At 71.9% G+C, this 18,944-nt stretch carries 16 protein-coding genes; 10 read left to right on the top strand and 6 right to left on the bottom strand.

All coding sequences use genetic code 11. From position 1 onward, the window contains the following. Nucleotides 1-76: 76 nt before the first annotated feature. Nucleotides 77-2,629 (top strand): serine/threonine-protein kinase, encoded by a 2,553-nt coding sequence (locus FED44_RS25615; protein WP_138462327.1) that lies wholly within the window; start codon nucleotides 77-79, stop codon nucleotides 2,627-2,629. Between the two features lie 216 nt (nucleotides 2,630-2,845). Here the strand turns inward: FED44_RS25615 and FED44_RS25610 are convergent, their stop codons facing one another. The 3 genes from FED44_RS25610 to FED44_RS36610 form a co-directional block, all read right to left on the bottom strand. Then, nucleotides 2,846-3,337, bottom strand: coding sequence for a hypothetical protein (locus FED44_RS25610; protein WP_111697402.1), 492 nt, complete (start codon nucleotides 3,335-3,337; stop codon nucleotides 2,846-2,848). Nucleotides 3,338-3,535: 198 nt separating this feature from the next. Then, entirely contained in the window at nucleotides 3,536-4,309 is a 774-nt protein-coding gene (locus FED44_RS25605; protein WP_208759169.1) for a MerR family transcriptional regulator, read from the bottom strand. Between the two features lie 74 nt (nucleotides 4,310-4,383). After that, the gene (locus FED44_RS36610; protein WP_138462325.1) at nucleotides 4,384-4,944 is read right to left on the bottom strand and encodes an RICIN domain-containing protein; all 561 of its coding nucleotides are present in this window, start codon (nucleotides 4,942-4,944) and stop codon (nucleotides 4,384-4,386) included. Between the two features lie 278 nt (nucleotides 4,945-5,222). On the opposite strand from FED44_RS36610, the gene FED44_RS25595 reads away from it, so the two are divergent. The 4 genes from FED44_RS25595 (at nucleotide 5,223) to FED44_RS25580 (ending at nucleotide 8,947) form a co-directional block, all read left to right on the top strand. Next, a complete protein-coding gene (locus FED44_RS25595; RefSeq protein ID WP_138462324.1) occupies nucleotides 5,223-5,756 on the top strand; it encodes a hypothetical protein in 534 nt (177 codons plus the stop codon). Nucleotides 5,757-5,761: 5 nt separating this feature from the next. Beyond that, nucleotides 5,762-6,682, top strand: coding sequence for a hypothetical protein (locus FED44_RS25590; protein WP_111697398.1), 921 nt, complete (start codon nucleotides 5,762-5,764; stop codon nucleotides 6,680-6,682). A 33-nt stretch (nucleotides 6,683-6,715) separates the two neighbouring features. Further along, the gene (locus tag FED44_RS25585) at nucleotides 6,716-8,062 is read left to right on the top strand and encodes a carbohydrate binding domain-containing protein (RefSeq protein ID WP_138462323.1); all 1,347 of its coding nucleotides are present in this window, start codon (nucleotides 6,716-6,718) and stop codon (nucleotides 8,060-8,062) included. Between the two features lie 153 nt (nucleotides 8,063-8,215). Next, the gene (locus FED44_RS25580) at nucleotides 8,216-8,947 is read left to right on the top strand and encodes a GNAT family N-acetyltransferase (protein ID WP_138462322.1); all 732 of its coding nucleotides are present in this window, start codon (nucleotides 8,216-8,218) and stop codon (nucleotides 8,945-8,947) included. Between the two features lie 29 nt (nucleotides 8,948-8,976). Here FED44_RS25580 and rpsD read toward each other — a convergent pair whose 3' ends face one another. Continuing rightward, nucleotides 8,977-9,591: a 30S ribosomal protein S4 gene (rpsD, locus tag FED44_RS25575; protein WP_138462321.1), complete on the bottom strand. Its 615-nt coding sequence runs from the start codon at nucleotides 9,589-9,591 to the stop codon at nucleotides 8,977-8,979. A gap of 67 nt (nucleotides 9,592-9,658) precedes the next feature. Here rpsD and FED44_RS25570 point away from each other — a divergent pair, with 67 nt between their 5' ends. The 5 genes from FED44_RS25570 to FED44_RS25555 all read left to right on the top strand — a co-directional run bounded on the left by FED44_RS25570 (nucleotide 9,659) and on the right by FED44_RS25555 (nucleotide 14,345). After that, nucleotides 9,659-10,378, top strand: a complete 720-nt coding sequence (locus tag FED44_RS25570) for a DUF2470 domain-containing protein (protein ID WP_138462320.1) — start codon at nucleotides 9,659-9,661, stop codon at nucleotides 10,376-10,378. A gap of 177 nt (nucleotides 10,379-10,555) precedes the next feature. After that, on the top strand, nucleotides 10,556-12,412 hold the full coding sequence (locus tag FED44_RS25565) for a cellulose binding domain-containing protein (RefSeq protein WP_138462319.1): 1,857 nt from the start codon (nucleotides 10,556-10,558) through the stop codon (nucleotides 12,410-12,412). 11 nt (nucleotides 12,413-12,423) lie between these two features. Further along, complete coding sequence (locus FED44_RS38210; protein WP_262367387.1) at nucleotides 12,424-12,549, top strand: hypothetical protein; 126 nt, start codon at nucleotides 12,424-12,426, stop codon at nucleotides 12,547-12,549. A 9-nt stretch (nucleotides 12,550-12,558) separates the two neighbouring features. After that, nucleotides 12,559-13,710, top strand: a complete 1,152-nt coding sequence (locus FED44_RS25560; RefSeq protein ID WP_111697392.1) for a sensor histidine kinase — start codon at nucleotides 12,559-12,561, stop codon at nucleotides 13,708-13,710. After that, entirely contained in the window at nucleotides 13,707-14,345 is a 639-nt protein-coding gene (locus FED44_RS25555) for a response regulator (RefSeq protein WP_138462318.1), read from the top strand. The genes FED44_RS25560 and FED44_RS25555 overlap by 4 nt, the downstream gene beginning before the upstream one ends. A 27-nt stretch (nucleotides 14,346-14,372) precedes the next feature. On the opposite strand, the gene FED44_RS25550 is transcribed toward FED44_RS25555, so the two are convergent. Both FED44_RS25550 and FED44_RS25545 read right to left on the bottom strand, forming a co-directional pair. After that, nucleotides 14,373-15,803, bottom strand: coding sequence for a M1 family metallopeptidase (locus FED44_RS25550; protein WP_138462317.1), 1,431 nt, complete (start codon nucleotides 15,801-15,803; stop codon nucleotides 14,373-14,375). Between the two features lie 96 nt (nucleotides 15,804-15,899). Beyond that, nucleotides 15,900-18,752, bottom strand: a complete 2,853-nt coding sequence (locus FED44_RS25545; RefSeq protein WP_208759168.1) for a M14 family zinc carboxypeptidase — start codon at nucleotides 18,750-18,752, stop codon at nucleotides 15,900-15,902. Between the last annotated feature and the right edge of the window lie 192 nt (nucleotides 18,753-18,944).

Below are 18,944 nucleotides of genomic sequence, written 5' to 3'. Positions count from 1 at the left end.
CGGGATGGCGAGTGCTAGGGGCGGTTGATCCCTTTGCCATCCGTGGGACGATTCATGGGTCCAGGAAGGGGTTCGGGTGGCGCGTGCGGAGAGCCGGCTCGTCGGAGGCCGGTACCAGTTGATGGAGCCGATCGGCCGGGGTGGCATGGGAGTGGTCTGGCGGGCCCACGACCAGTTGCTTGACCGCCCCGTCGCGGTCAAGGAGGTCCGCTACGACAGCGCCATGGGCGACGAGCTCAGCGACCTCAACCGCCGCACCATGCGCGAGGCCCGCGCCGCGGGGCGTCTGACCCATCCCAACGTGGTGGTCGTCCACGACGTCATCGAGGAGGACGACCGGCCCTGGATCATCATGCAGCTCGTGCAGTCCCGCTCGCTGGGGCAGGTGATCAGGGAGGACGGCCCGCTGTCCCCCGAGCGCACCGTCGAGTTCGGGCTGCAGATCCTCGACGCGCTGCGCGCCGCCCACCGCCAGGGCGTTCTGCACCGTGACGTGAAGCCGGAGAACGTGCTGCTCACCGATGACGGCCGGGTCGTCCTGACCGACTTCGGCATCGCCCGGCTCGAAGCCGACAACACGATGACCCGCACCGGCCTCGTCGGCACTCCCGCCTTCATCGCGCCCGAACGGCTCCGCGGCGAGGCCGCGCAGCGCGAGTCGGACCTGTGGTCGCTCGGCGCCACGCTCTACACCGCGGTGGAGGGCAGGCCCCCGCACGACCGGGGCATGGCGATGGCCACCATGCACGCCGTGCTGAACGAGGCCCCCGCCCCGGCCCGCCGGGCGGGCGCGCTGGGCCCGGTGCTGATGCGCATGCTCGCCAAGGAGCCCGCCGACCGGCCCGGTTACGACGAACTCGCCCGCCAGCTCAAGCGGGCGGCGCGGGACCTCGCTCCGCCGCCGGCCCGGCCCGACGCGCCTGCCGAGCCCGTCTCCCCCGCCGCGCCGGTCTCCGCCCCCGGTTCCGCCTCCGCGCCCGGTTCCTCCTCCGCCCCCGCGGACGCCGCCTCCCCTGCCGCGTCGGGCTCCCCCGCCGCGCCTGCTTCGCCGCGGCCCACGACGCCGGAGGCCTCCGAGCCCGCGAAGCCCCGGACGTCCGCGGCCGGGTCCGAGCCGGGCAGAGCCTCCCGGGGTGTGACACCGTACCCTCCGGCCGTGTCCGCGCGGCGCGACGACCATTCCGCGGCGCCCAGCCGGAACGGCGACGGGCCGGAGGCCGGGCCCGGCCGGAGCGGCGACGGCGTGGGACGTTCCGCGGCCGGCGACGCCGCGCGTCCGGGCGAGACCACCTCGCCCATCCCGGTCGTCCAGGACGACGGCTCCCCCGGCTCGGCCGAGCCCGCCGGGGGCAAGGGAGGTTCGGGCGAAGGAGCCTCGGACGAGCCGGGGCAGGCGGGTGTGATGCCGGAGACGGGCGTGCAGGCCGCCCCGCCCGCCCGTACGAAGCCCTCGGCGAGCCCGGCGACCGGCCGCCGGGACGAGGCCGGAAAGGGCGGCGGGTCCGCCGCGGGCCGGGGACGGCCCGAAGCGGATGCCCGCGACGGCAGCACCAGGATCTCCCCGGCCGTCGGCGGGACCTCCACCCGGCAGCCCACCGAAAAGCCCGGCGGGGACGCCACGACCGACGCCTCGAAGAGGACCGCGTCCGGAGCGGCCGCGGCCACCGCACGGAACGGCGCGAGCGACCGTCTTCGTACGGGCCCCACGGCTGGCACCACGGCGGGCAACACGGGGGGCAACACGGCGGACACCACGGCGGCCTCCAGGCGCGCGGGCGCCGCGGCAGGCGGCGGTGCGGCCGGCGGCGCCTTCGGCGGGTCACAGGAGTCACCCGCGGTGTTCGCCCAGGAAGAGCCCGTCTGGCACGACACCACCACGACGTCCGGGACGTTGCGCGCACCCGGCGGCCTGCTGAAGGCCGCGCTGATGCTCGTCGGCCTGGTGGTCATCGTGGGTGTCGCGGGCTACCTCGGCGTACGGGCGGGCAGGAGCGACTCGGAGGGCGACCGCTCCTCCGGGTCGGCCGCCGCCCCCGCGGAAACGGGGAAGGGCACCAAGGAGCCCTCCGCCTCGGCGCCCCCCTCGGCCGCGCCGTCCTCCGCCGAGCCGTCCGCGTCCCCCTCGGAGGAGGCGACGGCCACGCCGTCTCCCGAGCCCTCCAAGAGCTCCGACGCCCCGGGGCCGGGGGACGTCCCCGACGGCTGGCACAAGTACAAGCACTCGAGCGGCTTCTCGCTCGCGCTGCCGAAGGGGTGGCACGTCGACGGCAGCGGCAACGGCGAGGTGCGGTTCCGCGGCGACTCGCACACCTATCTGGAGGTTCACCACACCTCCACTCCCGAGTCGGACGCCCTGAAGGTCTGGCGGCGCGACGTGCCGGGGATGAGCCGGAACTTCCCCGGCTACAAACTCGTCGAGATCCGAGAGGTCAAGGACTTCTGGAAGACCGCGGCCGACTGGGAGTTCACCTTCGGCGACAGCCGGTTCCGGTCACGCGTGATCGACCGCGGGTTCGTCACCGACAAGAACAACGGCTACGCGCTGCTCTTCAAGACCCAGGACGAGGGCTGGAAAAAGAAGAAGAAGACGTTCGAGACCATCGCCGCCACCTTCAAACCGAAGAAGTGACCGCCGGGCGCCTCCGCCCGGAAGCCGGGCGGTGGCGGGGCGGTGGCCGGGGTGTTCGGCGCCCGGCCACCGGCCGCCCTCGTCCACGGGAGGAGCGCGCCAGGCTGCCGTGGAGCGTGACGGCCGCGAAACGCACGATCGTGCCGGGCCCGCTCCAGGCGGGCGAACGCCTCCGGCCCGAGCCGTACGCCCCGAAGGTCTGGCGAAATGATGCGATCAGGGCTGGCCGACGTAGTCGACCACGACGGTCGCCGTACGGGCGGTCCAGCTGGTGGGCACGGGCGTGAACGTCACCTTCCCGGTGCCGTAGCACGGCAGCGTCGCGGTGACCGGGATCTCGGCCTTGACCCCGTAGTAGCCCAGCGTGAGCGCCCTCGAGACGGTCGACGGGTCGCCCAGGTCCACCGCGATCGTGGTGCCGCCGCCGCCCGTGTAGCCGACGCTCGCCGCCGACGACGAGATCGCGACGGGCCGCACCTCCACGGTCTGCCCGGCGAATGGATGACCGGTCTGTCCTGGATATACCGGCCCGAAGCACGCCATCTTGATGGTCGCGTGACCGGTCTCGCCGTTAACGAAACCGTAGAAGTACTGGTGGGGGCGGACGGGAGCGGGATCGACGACCCCGGCCGAGGCGGGGAGCGCGGTGGCCGCCACGAGGGCGGCGGCGGCCAGGGGGACGAGGCGCGCTGCGGCGGTGCGGAACACGGGACCTCCGGCTGACGTCAGGGACGGGGGCGTGCGACCCGCACGGTAGGCCGGTCCCTCCGGCGGGTCAACGCTCCCGCTCCCCCGCCCGGCCGGGCGCTCGGGAGACGCGGCGGAACCGGTGAAAGGTTCACCGCGCCCCGAGGGCCGCCTCCGGGATCCGGCGCGGCCGGCCCCGCGCCCGCCGTGGTGACGTGCTCAGCCCGCCTGGCGGGCCTGCTCCAGGTAGGCGACCAGACCGGCCATCCGCTCGGCCGGCCAGGGCAGGCTCCCTCCGATCTCCGCGCTGTTGTCCCGCCACATCCTGCGGGCCGCCGCCGCGGTCTCCGCGCCCGCGGGACCCTCCGGGTGGAACCGGCCCGCCAGCGCGTCCCAGCGGCGGACGAGGTCCCGGGCCCGCGGGTCGTCCGCGGGGATGCCGTCCGCCAGGTGCCGCAGGCCCTCCTCCACGAGGCCGGCCCACTCGCGTCTGGCGGCCTCGACGCCCTCGGGGCCCAGCGCTTCCCTGCGCTCCGCGAGCCGGCCGCGCTGCTCTTCGGTGAAATAGGTCTCGAACACTGACATGACCTCCAACGTCGTCATCAACCGTTCCGGGTCGGGACCGTACGGGTCGCCGGCCTGGCGGAGCAGGTCGCCGATGCGCCGCCGCAGCACGCCGATCCGCTCGGCGTGCTCGTCGAGCCTGCGCAACTGCTCCGCCAGCAGGGCGCGCAGCGACTCCGGGTCGTCCGCCGAGTCCGCGAGGACGTCCGCGACCTCCTCCAGCGACAGCCCGAGCCCGCGCAGCGCCCGTACTCGGTAGAGCCTGCGCAGGTCGCGTTCGGTGTACCGGCGATGCCCGGACGGCGTGCGCTCGCTCGCGACGAGCAGTCCTATCTCGTCGTAGTGGTACAGCGCGCGCACGGTCGTCCCGGTCGCCCGCGCCAGTTCTCCGATGGACCACCGTCGTCCGGCGTCGTCCTTCCCGCTCACGCCGGAAACGCTACGACCTCCCCCGACGGGAGGTTCAAGCGCGAGAGGTAATCGAGAAGGCGCCGTCCGAGATGTCACCACACGACGGCGTCGGGGCGGGTGAAGTGCCACAGCCTGTCGCTGGAGTTCTGGTCCTGGTCGAGGTAGATGTGGTCCCAGGTGCCGGAGGCCTCGTAGGTCTGCAGGGTTATCGCGAGCGAGGTGTTGGTACGCGGCCGCAGGCTGCCCCATTCGGTGTTGACGTTGGTCTCGGACACCTCGTCCCGGCGCGACCAGTCCTGGAGGGGCGAGCCGTCGCAGGTCTTGACGACCAGCGTGTCTCCCGCGTTCGGGGCACCGGAGGCGGGCTGAAGACACCTGCCGGCCACCTCGTTCCTGATCACCAGGAAACCGTCGTCCTTCTCGACGATGGTCCAGCGGGCCGACCTGTGCTGGATGGTGGGGGCGCGCAGGGTGACAGCCCGGGTCCCTTCCGCGACCGCGTCGCCCGACAGTGACATGCGGCTGCCGTCCATCTTGTTGATGATCCGCATGTTGAAGCTGGTGGTGTCCGCGTGGGCGGCAGCCGGAAACACGACGAGGACGGCTGACGCGATGGTCGAGGTCATCAGCGCGGAGCACCTGATGTTCGGCATGGGCGTGTCTCCCTGTCTCTCAGTGAAGGCGACGGACGGATCCTGTTGGCGGATCACTGAAGGCAGTCAATATCGGCCTCTGCTCGGATCACGGTCTCCGGCCACAAAGGCGCGTGAAAGGCGTGATCAAGGTCCGGCGATCAGGGCGTGACGGCGTCCCCGGATAGGGGCGTCACCCGGCGTGTTGATCTTACTTACCGGGAGCGCGTGACTACGTTCTGCAGCTGTGCGTCTGTTCGACGCCTGAGTCATCCGTTCCGAATCGCCGGAAGAAGGACATGCACATTTCTCGCCTGGCTGGCGCTTTCGCCACGCTCGCAGCGGCTTCGACGTTCGTCGCCTCCGCTGCCTTCGCCCCCGCTCACGCCGGGGTGACGACCGCCGCCCGAGCCGCCGTACTGGAGCCGGATCCACCGGACGACAAGCCCTGCCCCAACGGGGAGCCGAAGCCCTGCGGCGCCTCCGGGCAGGACCGGGAGGGCGTCGACTCCGGGCGCGAGGACGCCAGGAAGGAGGCCGACGAGGCCAAGAAGGACATCGCCGCCGCCAAGGACAAGGCCGACCAGTGCCCTCCTGGATCCGCGCAGGGCAAGCAGTGCATGCGCGACCTCATCGGCGACGACGCCGAGCAGCGAGAGGGCATGGCCGACGTCCGGAAGGAGCTCGACGCCTTCAGGCCCGCACCGACCGACAACGCCGCGTCGGCGCTGAACTCCACCTGTGACGCGTTCGCCGCGGAGCTTCCCGCCGCGTTCAAAGCCGCCGACGGTTCGCCCTCGCTGACCGGCCTGTGCGAGTTGATGAACAAGTGAGTCTCATGACATCTCTGGCCCGGCGGACGCCGGTGCTGTCCGCCGTCGCCCTGATCACGTTCCTTCCGATGGCGGCGTCCGCCGGCTCGGAGCCGACCCTGCCGACCGCGCGGGCGTTCGACGGTGACAGGCCGCTGCCGTCGGTGCGTCCGGTGACCGAGTACTGCGCCGCGCACCCCGGGGCGTGCCGGTTCGCCGTGAACAAGGCCGGGTCCGGGGACTTCTACAGCGCCGTCAAGTCTCTGGGCAACGCCGCGATCAACTGCACCGACGACAACATCACCGTGACGCGTCAGATCACCCTGCGTACCGGCAGCAGCGACAACCTCGGCGGCGAGATCACCGGGAAGATCGCGGTGGAGGGCCAGCTCAACGCCTCCGGCGAGGTCTCCGCCGCGGTGAACGCCGAAGGCAGCGGCAGCTTCGACACGCCGAACAAGCAGCAGGGCCCCAGCGCGACCTTCGGCGCCAAGGCCGGTGCGAACGGCAGCGGCAAGGTGGGCGGCTCCCTGGGGCTCAAGGGCGCCTTCGAGGGCGCGTTCAAGCTCGCCTACCAGCACACCTGGACCAGCGAGCAGACCGAGTCGACCACATACACCACCGTCGTCCGGCCCGGGGACGCCCTGGTCTTCGGCGCCAGCGCCGCCATGCAGCGCGTCGCCGGGACGATCACCGTGCCGAACGGCCTGCACATCCACAACGTCGTCGTCACCGGACCGTCGTCCGTCAACACCAGCACCTTCGTCGCCGAGACCTTCGTCGTGGGCGGAAACACCTGCGAGCAGGTGCATCCGCACGCCACGACCGCCGCGGACGACAACGTCAACCCGCCCCCCCGCCGCGTCGACGCGATGACGCCTCTTTCCGCCCTGCCGCCGGGGGCTCGGCTCAGAGAGCGGACCGTGCTTCCGTTCCGGCCGTCCTGACCGTCCCGCCAGCCCTCATCTATGGAGATCGACATGAATGTCATGCAGACCCGTGCCGGGATCGGCATGGTCCGGGCCGCCGGCCTCGCCGCGGCCCTCTGCCTCGGCCTGCCCGCGGCCGTCCAGCCCGCGTACGCCGGCGCGCCAGGCGGTTCCGGCAGCGCGGGCAGCAGGCCGGTCGCGGTCGTCAACGGCGACTTCGCCCTCCCCGCCCTTCCCGGCGGCAGTGTGAACTGGGGACCGGTGCAGGGCTGGTCGGTGGGTTCGACCGCCGGATCCGGCACCGCCGCCGGGGTCGGGCGTTACGCGGGAGCGGACTCCGGACATCCGGACGGCAAGACCGCCGTCATGCTGCGCTTCCCGGCCGCCGCCTACGGCTTCAAACAGCGGCTGCGCGGGGTGCGCGCGGGCGCCCGGGTGACCGTCACCTTCGACGACAGCCCGGGAATCGCCGCCGCCTGCACACCGGCGTCGGTCGCCCAGGGCCAGTCGTACACGGTCGAGGGCGCCGGGGGCGAGGTCAGCGAGCGGACCACCGCCCCCGACCCGGACAAGAAGCTCAACACCCTCGGCAAGGGGGTGTGGCGCACCGGGCAGACCTACACCTTCACCGCCTCCGAGCACGAACCACTGCTCACCTTCACCTCCAAGGTGCCCGCTCCCGCCAACGTGGGCGGCAACTGCGGCCCGCTGATCGCCGACGTACGGGCGGTCCAGGTGCCGCCGCCGGTCGACAAGACCATTCCCAAGACCGCCCTGCCGCCCTCTCAGGCCTTCTACGGCAACGACGCGAGGCCGGTGGCCGAAGCGGTGAATTACTGCAGCGGCGCTCCGGGCAGGTGCGTCTTCACGCCGGAGAGAGAGTATTCGTACGCGTACTACGAGGCGGCCCAGGTCAACGGTGACACCTACATCAACTGCACCCGCAACGCGCTGACCCGCACGCGCCCGGTCGCCTTCGCCGGGCGCTCCTACGGGGACCTGCCCGCCACCGCGGGCCTTCCCGGCACCACGGGCACGCCGAGCAACATGGCCCATCAGTTCGCCGCCGGGACCGCGACCAGTCCCGCCTGGGCCGCCAGGAGCGACCACACGGTGACCGAGGTTCTTCAGCCTTCGGAGGCCGCGTGGATCGAGACCCAGGCCGGCCGCCGACGCACCGACGGCTGGTTCACATCCGATCCCGCTCCCGCAGACCCGAACACCGAGTGGCGCCTGTACACCGTGCTGGACTACCCGGCCACCGAACTGTCCGACCGTGTCTACCAGCGCACCGGCCCCATGACGGCGTCGGAGAAGCAGCGCTGCCAGGCCGACCGCCCCACGGCCTCCACGCCCGTCGGCGTGAACAACCCCGCGGGCACCAACCGCTCTTCCTGAGTGTCGCGGCGTAGCCGGCGCGCGCCGGCTACGCCGCCGAAGCCCTCGCCCTCCACCGGGCGCGTGAACCGCTCCCGACGTCAGGTCAGGGGCCGTGCCTGGCTAGACTGCGGCTGCACGCAGGTCGCGGCCCGGTACGAAAGGCTCAAGGCGATGCTCGACCGCGACACCGTCGCACTCGACGACCCGGTCGCCGAGTCGCTCCGCGGCCGTCACGCGCACCTGGCCCGCCGGCTCGGCCGGGCGGCCGGTTACCTGCCGGAAGTCGCGAGCTTCTCCACCGTGTCCGGCGACCCGGACCCGGCGGAGTGGGACGACCTCGCGCGCCTGCTCGGTCGCGGCGGGTTCGCCGACCTGTTCAGCTGCCCGGCGACCCCGCCTGCCGACTGGGAACCGATCTTCGCTCTCGACGGCCTCCAGATGGTCTTTCTCGCGCCCGGTGCGACCGGCCGCGCCGGGCGCGCCGACGTCACCCACGTCGCCCACGTCGAGCCGGGTTCGGAGCTGGTCGAGCTGGGCGCCGACGACGTGCCGGAGATGCTCGATCTCACCGCGCGGACCCGGCCGGGTCCGTTCTGGCCCCGGACTCTCGAACTCGGCACCTATCTGGGCATCCGCGAGAACGGCGCCCTGGTCGCCATGGCGGGCGAACGGCTCCGTCCGCCCGGATGGACCGAGATCAGCGCCGTCTGCACCGCCCCCGAAGCTCGTGGGCGGGGATATGCCTCCCGTCTGGTGGACGCCCTGGTCACCCACATCACCGCCCGCAACGAGCGACCGTTCCTCCACGTGGCCGAGGCCAACACCTCCGCGATCGCGCTCTACGAACGACTCGGCTTCGCGTTCCGGAAGCGCGTGACGTTCCGCGGCTTCCGGACCCCGTGATCCCGTAGCCGGTCGCCGGGGCCGGGGCGTCAGCGGGAGTAGTGCTCGACGACGAGCTGCTCGTCCACCGGAACCACGATCTCCTCGCGCGTGGGGCGCCGCAGCAGGGTGAAGCGCAGCCCGCGGTGGTCGACGTCCAGATAGGGAGCAGTCCGCTCGTCGGCGTACGTGCCCTCGGCGGCGGCGACGAACGGCTGCATCCTGGCCGACCGGTCCCGTACGGTCACCGACTGGCCCGGCTTCACCTGGTAGCTGGGGATGTCCACCTTGCGGCCGTCGACCGCGATGTGCCCGTGGTTCACGTACTGCCGGGCGGCGTAGATCGACGGCGCGAGCCCGGCCCGCAGGACGAGGGAGGCGAGCCGGGTCTCCAGGAGCGCCACCAGCTGCTCTCCGGACCGGCCGGGACGGCGGACGGCGAGGTCCCAGTAGCGGCGGAGCTGACGTTCGGACACGTCGTAGTACCAGCGGAGCTTCTGCTTCTCCAGCAGCCGCATGCCGTAGTCGCCGGTGTTCCGGCGGTTGGTCTTGCGGCCGTGCTCGCCGGGCGGGTAGGGCCGGGCCTCGAAGTACTTCACCGCCTTCCGGGTGAGCGGAACGCCCGCCCGTCGCGACAGCCGCACCTTCGGTCCCGTGTAACGCATGACACCCTCTTTCCAAGTTAGGCAACCCTTACTAAGGTGAGCCTAACCTACCTTGAAGGAGCCACCCATGCGGCATCCCGTCACCGCTCCCCCGGTCCCCGAGCGCGTCCGCACCCTCGCGGCCCTGTCGGCGCCGACGCACGTCTCGGTCGCCGGGTCGGAGGTGCCCACGGCCGCCGCCCGCGGCGGCGTGGACGGCAGGGGCCGGCCGGTCCTGCTGGTGAAGCCGGGCGAGGTCCTGTACGGCGCGCCGGCCGAGACCCTGGTGACGGTCGACCTCTCCGCGACCAGGGAGGTCGGCGGGGTCGAGCGGCATCGCGCCCTGCTCAAGGTGCGGGGCTGGACGCAGCCCGTGCCCGCGGCGCAGGCCCGCGCCGCCGCCGTCGCCATCGCGGAGTCCTGCCCCGACGAGGACCTGTTCGCGGCCGTCGAGGGCGGCGCTCCCGCGCTGCTGCGCGTCGACGTCTGCCACGTGATCTATCTGACCGGCGGCGAGTCGGGCGTCCTCGACGCCGAGACGTACCTCGCCTCGGCCCCCGACCCGTTGCTCCCGCCCGCCGAGCGCATGGTGCGTCACGTCAACGAGTCCCACTCGGAGCCGCTCAAGGAGGCGGCGGAGAGGCTGACGGGCGAGGCGGCCCACGACGAGGTGTGGCTGTGGGAGCTGGACCGCTACGGCGCCACTCTGCGCCTGGGGCCCGGCCACCTCGTCCGGGTCCCCTGGCCGGCGCCCGTCGCGACGCCCGAGGCGCTCGAACAGGCCCTGGCCTGTCTGCTGTCGCGATGAGATCACCGGGCAGACACCGGGACGGCCCGGTGAAAGTTGCATCTCCATACGAAATCGTCCCCAGCTCAGGGGCTTGCGGACATCCTTCGCGTTGACCGTGCGGGGCGGCGGGGAACAGGATGCGGCTCGATCTGCGCCCGGCACGGGCGACAGCGCGATCGCTCGAAGGAGCTCCCAATGCACGCCTCGCTCACAGGCCGGCGGCGCGTCGGACTGGCCCTGCTGACGTCCGCGGCGCTCGCCGCCGCGTCGGTCACGGCCGTCACCGTCGCACCCGCGTCGGCCGCGACCTCCGCCACCGTGACGGTGAACACCGGTACGAGCCTGGGCACGATCCCCGCCGCCGGGCACGGGGTCAACGTCGCCGTCTACGACGGGAACATGAACAGCGCCCCCATCGCGGGCCTGCTGCGCGACGCCGGTTTCACCGCCGTCCGCTATCCCGGCGGGTCGTACGGCGACATCTACCACTGGAAGACCAACACCACCGACGGCGGCTACGTGGCGCCGAACACCGACTTCGACACCTACATGGGCACGGTGCGCTCGGCCGGCGCGCAGCCGGTGATCATCGCGAACTACGGCACGGGCACCGCCCAGGAGGCCGCCGACTGGGTGCGGTACGCCAACGTCACCAAGGGGTACGGCGTCAAGTACTGGGAGATCGGCAACGAGGTCTACGGCAACGGCCACTACGGCTCGGGCTGGGAGCAGGACAACCACTCCGACAAGAGCCCCAAAGCGTACGCGAACAACGTGCTGCAGTACATCTCGGCGATGAAGGCCGTCGACTCCTCTATCAAGGTCGGCGTGGTGCTCACCACCCCGGGCGGCTGGCCGGACGGCATCGTCGGCTCCGGCGACAGCGCGGACTGGAACAACACGGTCATGTCAATCGTGAAGGACAAGGCCGACTTCGTCATCGTCCACTGGTACCCCGGCGCGACCTCGGCCGCCGACAGCCTCGGCAAGGTCTCGCAGATCTCGACGATCACCGGCACGGTCCGCTCCCTGATCTCCAAGTACGCCGGGAGCAGGGCGTCGAGCATCGGCATCTCGGTCACCGAGCTGAACCCCAGCTATCAGCTCACCACCGCGACCGCGGCGCTGTTCGCCACCGACAGCTACCTGACGTGGTTCGAGAACGGCGCGATGAACCTCGACTGGTGGAACCTGCACAACGGGACCAGCCAGGGCCCGGCCACCGGCGACGACGGGACCCCCGACTACCACGACGAGGGCATCCTGTCCTCCGGCGCCTCCGGTGAGCCCGCGGCGAACACGCCGTTCCCGCCGTACTACGGCCTGGCCATGGTGGGCAGGGCCGGATCGCCCGGCGACACCCTGGTCAAGGCGTCCTCGTCCAGCTCGCTGCTCTCCGCGCACGCGGTGAAGACCTCGAGCGGCGTCAACGTGGTGCTGATCAACAAGGACCTGAACAACTCCACGACGGTGTCGCTGTCCTACTCGGGCTTCTCCCCCGGCAACGCGGCGACCGTGCTGCAGTGGCGCAAGGGCGCCACCTCGATCAGCACGAGCAGCGCGTCGTCGGCCACCTCGATCACGCTCCCGCCGTACTCGGTCACCGTGCTCAAGGCGAGCGGCGGCGGCACGTCGTCGCCGTCCCCGTCGCCGTCCCCGTCGCCGTCCCCGTCAACCTCGCCGTCCGCCTCGCCCTCGCCGTCCCCGTCTCCGTCGGTCTCGCCGTCGGCCTCCCCCAACCCGGGCCAGGGCTGCACGGCGACGTACACGGTGACCAACTCCTGGCCCGGCGGGTTCCAGGCCGAGGTGACGGTGAAGAACACCCGGACCACACCGATCTCCGGCTGGACCGCCGGCTGGACGTACCGCAACGGCCAGACGATCAGCTCCTCCTGGAACGCCACGGTGTCCCAGTCGGGAGCCGCGGTCACCGCGAAGAACGTGAACTACAACGGCTCCCTGGCGGCCGGCGCGTCCACGTCGTTCGGCTTCACCGGCAACGCGACCGGCGCGAACGACGTGCCCTCGCCGGTCACCTGCTCCGCGAGTTAGACCCTCTCGCCGTGCCCCGCCCGTACGAACGCGGGCGGGGCACAGGTGCGGGACGGGTGCGCGACGGCGGCGGCATGACTCCGGTCATGGTCGTCATGGTCCCGATGGCGGGTTGCATCCGCACCGTGGCGATCTAGGGTCGGAGCATGGCGGGTTTCGACTGGCTTCGGGACGCCGACCGGCCGTTCCTGTTCAACCTCGTGTTCTGGGCGGTGACGGCGGTCATGGCGGCCGGCCTCGTGCAGGCGGTGCTGCTCGGCGTCGGCAGCGTGCTGGAGTACGTGCTCTTCGCCGCCAACCTCGGCCTGGTCGTGGCGCTGTGGCCCATGCTGCCCTGGGACCGGGCGGAGGGCCGCCGCTGGGCGGCCCCGCTGTTCCTCGTGGCGACCACCATGCTGGGCATCAGCGGCGCCTACAGCACCCAGCTCCCCCTGATCCTCATCGCCGTCGCCAATCTGGCCTTCATCTACAGCATGCGGGCCGCGACGGTCATCCTGTCCTGCCTCGCGGTGGTGATGTTCGCCGCGGTCCCCCTGATCTTCCACAAGACCGTGCTCGACGGCCTGCAGGAGATGGGCCTCGGCGCGGTGCTCGCGGCGTTCGTGCTGGGCATGACGTCCTCCACGCTGGCGGCGCGGCGCAGCCGGGAGGAGGCGCGGGGGCTCCTCGAACGGATCAGGGAGCTGGCCGTCGCCGAGGAGCGGGCGAGGATGGCGTCGGAGATGCACGACTCCGTCGGCCATCACCTGACCGTCATCAAGATGGGCCTGGAGAACGCCGAACGCTTCCGGGAGCGCCGCCCCGACGCCGCCTGGGAGGAGGTCCGCCAGGCCAAGGAGCTCACGGTCGAGGCGCTGGCCGACGCCCGGCGCTGGGTGCGCGCGCTGCGCCCGCTCGCGCTGGACGGCCGGGTGGGCAGCGCCGCGCTCGAACGGCTCGCGGCGTCGTTCGACGGCACCGGCATCAGCGTGCGGTTCGAGGTGCGGGGCGAGGAACGGCTCCTGACACCCGACGTCGAGCTCGTCCTCTACCGGGTGCTGCAGGAGGGGCTCACCAACGCGCTGCGGCACGCCGGGGCCGAGCACGTGCGGGGCACGCTCACCTTCGGCGACGACCGGGTCGTGCTCGTGGTCAGCGACGACGGCAAGGGCCGGGACGACCGGTCGTCCGGCGGTTTCGGGCTGACCTCGCTGGCGGACCGGGCCAGGGCGCTCGGCGGCACGCTGACCGGCGCCAACGCGACGCGCGGCGGGTTCGAGCTGCGCGCCGAGCTGCCACTCACGGAGGTCGTGGCGTGACGCGGGTCAGGGTGGTGCTGGTCGACGACCAGGCGCTCATGCGGCAGGGGCTGCGCAAGCTGCTGGAGGTCGAGGACGGCGTCGAGGTCGTGGGCGAGGCGGCCGACGGATACGAGGCGCTGCACGTCGTCGGCGAGTGCCGCCCGCACGTCGCGCTGGTGGACATGCGGATGCCGGGCATGAACGGCGTGGAGCTGATCGCCCGGCTGGCCGCCGAGCATCCGCAGGTGGCCGTCATCGTGCTCAGCACCTTCGACGAGGACGAGTACATCTTCGGCGCGCTGCGCGGCGGCGCGACCGGTTACCTGCTCAAGGACTGCTCGCCCGAGGAACTGGTCGCGGCCGTCCACCGGGTGAGCCGCGGGGAGACGGTGCTGGGCAGCCCGGTGGCCGCCCGGCTGGTCGCCGAGCTGCGGCAGCTTCCGCTGCAGGGCTCGGCCGGCTTCCCCGGTCGGGAGCTGCTGTCGGAGCGCGAGCTGGAGGTGGCGCGGATGGTGGCCGCCGGAGCGGCCAACCGGGAGATCGCCGCGCGCCTGTCGATCAGCGAGGGCACGGTGAAGAACCACGTCTCCAGCGTGCTGCGCAAGCTGGGCCTGCGCGACCGGATCCAGCTCGCCCTGCGGCTTCGATCCTGATCCGGCCGCGCGTCCGCCGGGAGGGGCTCACCAGGAGGTGGGCTTGCCCTTCTGGTGGAGCCACACGTCGAAGAACGCCTTCAGGTCCAGGCCCGAGACCTTCTCCGCCGCGCTGACGAAGTCGGCGGTGCTCACGGTGCCGTACCGGTGCTCGGTGGCCCAGTCCTTGACGAGCCGGAAGAAGGCGGTGTCGCCGATCTTGCCGCGGAGCGCGTGCAGCGTCATCGCGCCCCGGTTGTACGGCACGTTGCCGAACATGTCCTCCGGGCCGGGATCGGCCGTGACGATCTGCCAGAACGACGAGGTCGCCGCGCGCCCGTAGTTGCTGGAGCTGTTGAACGTCTGCTGCGCCGTGGCGCCGCCGCTGTGCTCGGTCCACAGCCAGGTCGCGTACGTCGCGAAGCCCTCGTTCAGCCAGATGTCGGACCATCTGCCAAGGGACACGCTGTCGCCGTACCACTGGTGGGCGAGCTCGTGCGCCATCGTGCCCACGCTTGGCGCGCTGGAGAAGATCGGCTTGGTCTGGCTCTCCAGGGCGTACCCGACGTCGGGCGCGCGGTCGATGATCGCGCCCGCCGTGTCGAAGGGGTACGGCCCGAAGACGGACGAGAAGTACTCCAGGATGTCGGGGATCCGGGCGACGGCGCCCGCCGACTGCGTCACCAGGCGCGGGTCCACCGCCGTGTAGACGGGGACGCCGCCGGGAGTCGTCGTCTCGGCGACGACGAAGTTCCCCAGGGTCACCGTGGCGAGGTAGGTCGCCATCGGCTCCGCCGACTCCCAGACGAACGTCGTCTTCGCGTTCGTGGTCGTCTTGGACGTCAGGCGGCCGTTCCCGACGACCGTGACGCCCTCGGGGACCGTCGCGCGGAAGGTGAACGTCGCCTTGTCCTTCGGGCTGTCGTTGGACGGCAGCCACGCCGGGGCGCCCTGCGGCTCGCCCGGCACGAACACGCCGTCGTCCGTCGGCACCCAGCCCTCGATCGACTCGTCCGGGTCGGTGATGACCGGCGGGGTCCCCTTGTACGCCACCGTGACGGTGAAGGTCTCCCCGGCCTTGAGCTTCGGCCGCGGGGTGATCACGAGTTCCTGCCCGTCCCGGCGGAACGCGGCCGGGTGCTTGCCGACCTTCAGGGAAGTGATCTCCGGACCGCGGAAGTCGAGGTCGAACCGATCGAGGTCCTGGGTGGCGACGGCGGTGATCACCGTCGTGGCGTCCATGATCTTGGTGGCGGGGTCGTACGCGAAGGTGACGTCGTAGTGCCGCACGTCGAACCCGCCGTTGCCCTGGTCCGGGAAGTACGGGTCGCCGAGCGAGGGGGCGCCGGCGGAATAGCGGGGCTCACCGGGGTTTCCGGGCGCCGCGAGGGAGGCGGTCGCCTGGGTCGCGGTGAGCAGCGCGGCCGCGAGCGCCGCGCCGCCGAACCGCGCCGCCCGGCGGGTACGAGGCGATGTCATGAGGCTCCTATCGATGGTTCCGGCAGCGCCGGGCGGCCGGAGACCGGCCGCCCGGCGGGACGCGTGTGACGCCGCAAGGGGATTGTGCGGGATGGATCAGGCGACGACGGAGCGGAGCGGGATGTCCGCCGCGCCGAGGTCCCGGACCAGGTCGCGGACGAAGGGGTGTTCGTCGGCCGCCAGCCCGTCCGGGTTCGGGATCGTGACGTACGCCGAGTCTCCCGCCGTCGCCGTGCTCGCCGCGCCGGTGTACCGGGCCACCACGGCCTGGGTCCGGGCGAGGTCGGCCGCGGCCACCTCGATCACGATCGGACGCCACTCGCCGCCCAGGTTGGGCGGTTCCTCCGCCTTAGCCGCGGCGGCGCGCAGCGACTCCACCGGCGACTGGGCCTGCCCCGGCGTCGGCGCCGCGAGCGCGCGCTGCTGCGCGGCGGGCGCCCCGGCCGGGTAGAGCAGCGCGTTCGCGAGGAGGTGGATGCCGTTCTCGTTGTACGCCCGGAACAGCGGGTTGTAGGCGAACAACACGGCGTGCCCGGCGCCGTTCGGCTCGTCCACGAGGGAGGCCGTGCCCTTCAGCGCCTCGGCTCCCACGGTGTAGCCGTTGGACCAGAACGTGTCGCCGGACGGATAGGTGAGCACGTTCACGCCGGTCTGGCTCGGGTTCAGGATGGGGTCGCCGTTGTTGAACTGGAAGTCCTCGGCGGGACGGCCGAGCGCGACCGGGCTGCCCGCGCTCACGTCGACCCGGAAGTGCGAGCCGATGACCTGGTAGCCGGTCGGCTTGGCCTTCTCGGTGGTGGAGGTGAGGCCCGCGGCCCGGGCGACCCGGGTGCCCTCGTTGCGCAGCCCGACGTACGTGCCGCCCGCGGCCACCCACTGCCTGAGGTTGGCCAGGCCCTGCGCGGTCAGCCCGCCGTTGGAGCTGCTGCCGTCCGGCACGAGCAGGACGGTCCGCCCGGTGAAGGCCGGGGTGTTGCCGTTGACGTCGGCGGTGGTGACCGGCGTGAGGTCCAGGCCCCAGCGGGCCCCGAGCACGTACCGCGCCTCGCCGTACGACCCGGAGGTCGTCGAGACGCCGGTGCCGGCGAACAGGCCGACGTCGGGCGTGCGCAGCGCGGGGCCGGAGACCTGCCCGGGCCGGCCCTCGACGGTGACGCCGAGTGATTCCGCCAGCTCGTCCAGCTCGTCGCGGCCGATCGCGGTGAGAGGCAGGCCGACGAGCCCGCTCCTGGTGTCGCGCGTCAGCGGGATTCCCTTGGCGAGCAGCCGGAAGGTCAGCTCCGACGCGGCGGCCGAGTCCATCGGGTAGGTGTAGGACCCGCCGCGCTGCGCCCCGAAGGCCACGCCGCCGTCGATGTCCCTGACGGGGTCGGCCTTCGGCGACACCACGTCACCGGTGGTGATGGTGTCCACCCCCGCGAGCAGCGGGTTGCTCCACGAGGAGACGTCGTAGAAGTACGGGAACGGGACGTACGGGTCCTCGCCCATCACCGCCTGGATCCAGTGCTTCTGCGGCTGGTCCATCGGGATCCAGTAGGCGCCCTCCGGCACGGTCACGTCGCGCGCCGTGCGCCCGCCGAAGACGTGGGCGGTCGGCACCTGAACGGGCTTCTTCACCCGGTAGACCTCGACGTCCATGCGGCGGAGCCGCTGGACCAGCCTGCGTACGTCGCCGATCTGCCGGCCGGGCAGCAGGAAGTACGACCGGATGGTGACATCGGGCACCGGGAACCGGACCGTGTTGGCGGGCTGGACGACCTCGTTCGGCTCCAGGGCGCCGGCGGCGCCCTCGGCGAGCGCGGTCCGCCAGATCGAGAAGTAGCCGTCCAGGACCTCGCGCCGGTTGTCGGCGGCCCACCCGGTCGTCGCCCACTGGGTGTTGAACTGCTGCTGCACCCGGTCCTCGACGGCCGACGTGCTGCCCTTCTCGAACGTCATGCCGGCGGCGCCGAAGCCGGCGGCCGGGACGCTGTCGCCGTACCCCATGTAGAACAGGTCGTACGTCGCGTAGTTGAAGTAGCACTCGGTGGTGACCGCGGCGCCGCACGCGCCGTTGTAGCCGAAGCCCGCGGCGTTCGCCGCGCCGATGCGGTTGATCCAGTTCACCGGCTGGTCGGCGATCTCGTGGTGGATCGGGTCGGCGTTGGGCGGGAAGAAGTACTGCCGCCCGCCCATCTCGTGCGCGTCGACGAAGACCTGCGGCGGGTACGCCCGCAGCATGTCGATCTTGGCGTCGGTCTCCGGCTGGGTGCGGGCGAACCAGTCCCGGTTGAGGTCGAACCCGTAGTCGTTCTGCCTGCGGTTCGCGTCGCGGCCGTCCGGGTTCTGGGTCGGCACGATGACCGTGAGCAGGTTGTCGTTGCGCTTGGCCACGTCGCAGGACAGGCCGGCGGCCAGTTCGTACAGGGTCTTGAGCGCCGCGTCGGCGCCGCTCTTCTCACCGCCGTGCACGTTGCCCGCGATCCAGACGATGGCGGGCGCCTCCTCGGCGATCCGGGTGGCTTTGTCCGCCCGCAGCGTCCTCGGGTCGCGCAGCGAACGGATCTGGTCGGTGATCTTCTTCAGCTGTCCCGGGACCACGTGGCGGGCGTCGGACACGATGGCGTAGGGCAGGCCCTGGCCGGACACGCTGCGCGCCATCGTGCCGGTGACCACCCGGTCCGAGGCGCGGCCGACCGCCTCCACGTACCTGGTGATCTCTTCGGTCGTGAGCACCCGGGGCTGTCCCTTGCCCAGCGGGAAGCCGAAGAACTGCTCGGGGGTGGGCACCTGGTCCAGGTGCGCGCTCGAATCGCCGCACGGCGCGGAGGGCTTCTTCCCGGCGGCCACGGCCGGATCGGCCTGCGCGGGTGGGACCGGCGTCAGCGCGAGCGCGGCCGACACCAGGACCGCGGCGCCGAGCGCCATGCCGTAGGGGGATCTTCCGCACGTGGTCGTGCGCAACCGCATTTCGCCTCCAGGCGGGGGACGGGTCGTCTCGGGGGGAGGTCCGTCCGGAAACGACAAAGTCACTGCGGACAGTATTAGAGGGGAATAAACCGGACAAGACTGGCGAGATGTGTCGAAAATGTCACGCGACAATGAGAGAAAGTGTGAGATAAGGCGTTATCGCAGGTCAGCACAGTCCAAGCGAACCGAATC

Source organism: Microbispora triticiradicis (assembly GCF_005864065.1).
Taxonomy (GTDB): domain Bacteria; phylum Actinomycetota; class Actinomycetes; order Streptosporangiales; family Streptosporangiaceae; genus Microbispora; species Microbispora triticiradicis.
The sequence above is the reverse complement of the archived record's forward strand: the minus strand, read 5'-3'. Positions and strand labels throughout refer to the sequence as shown.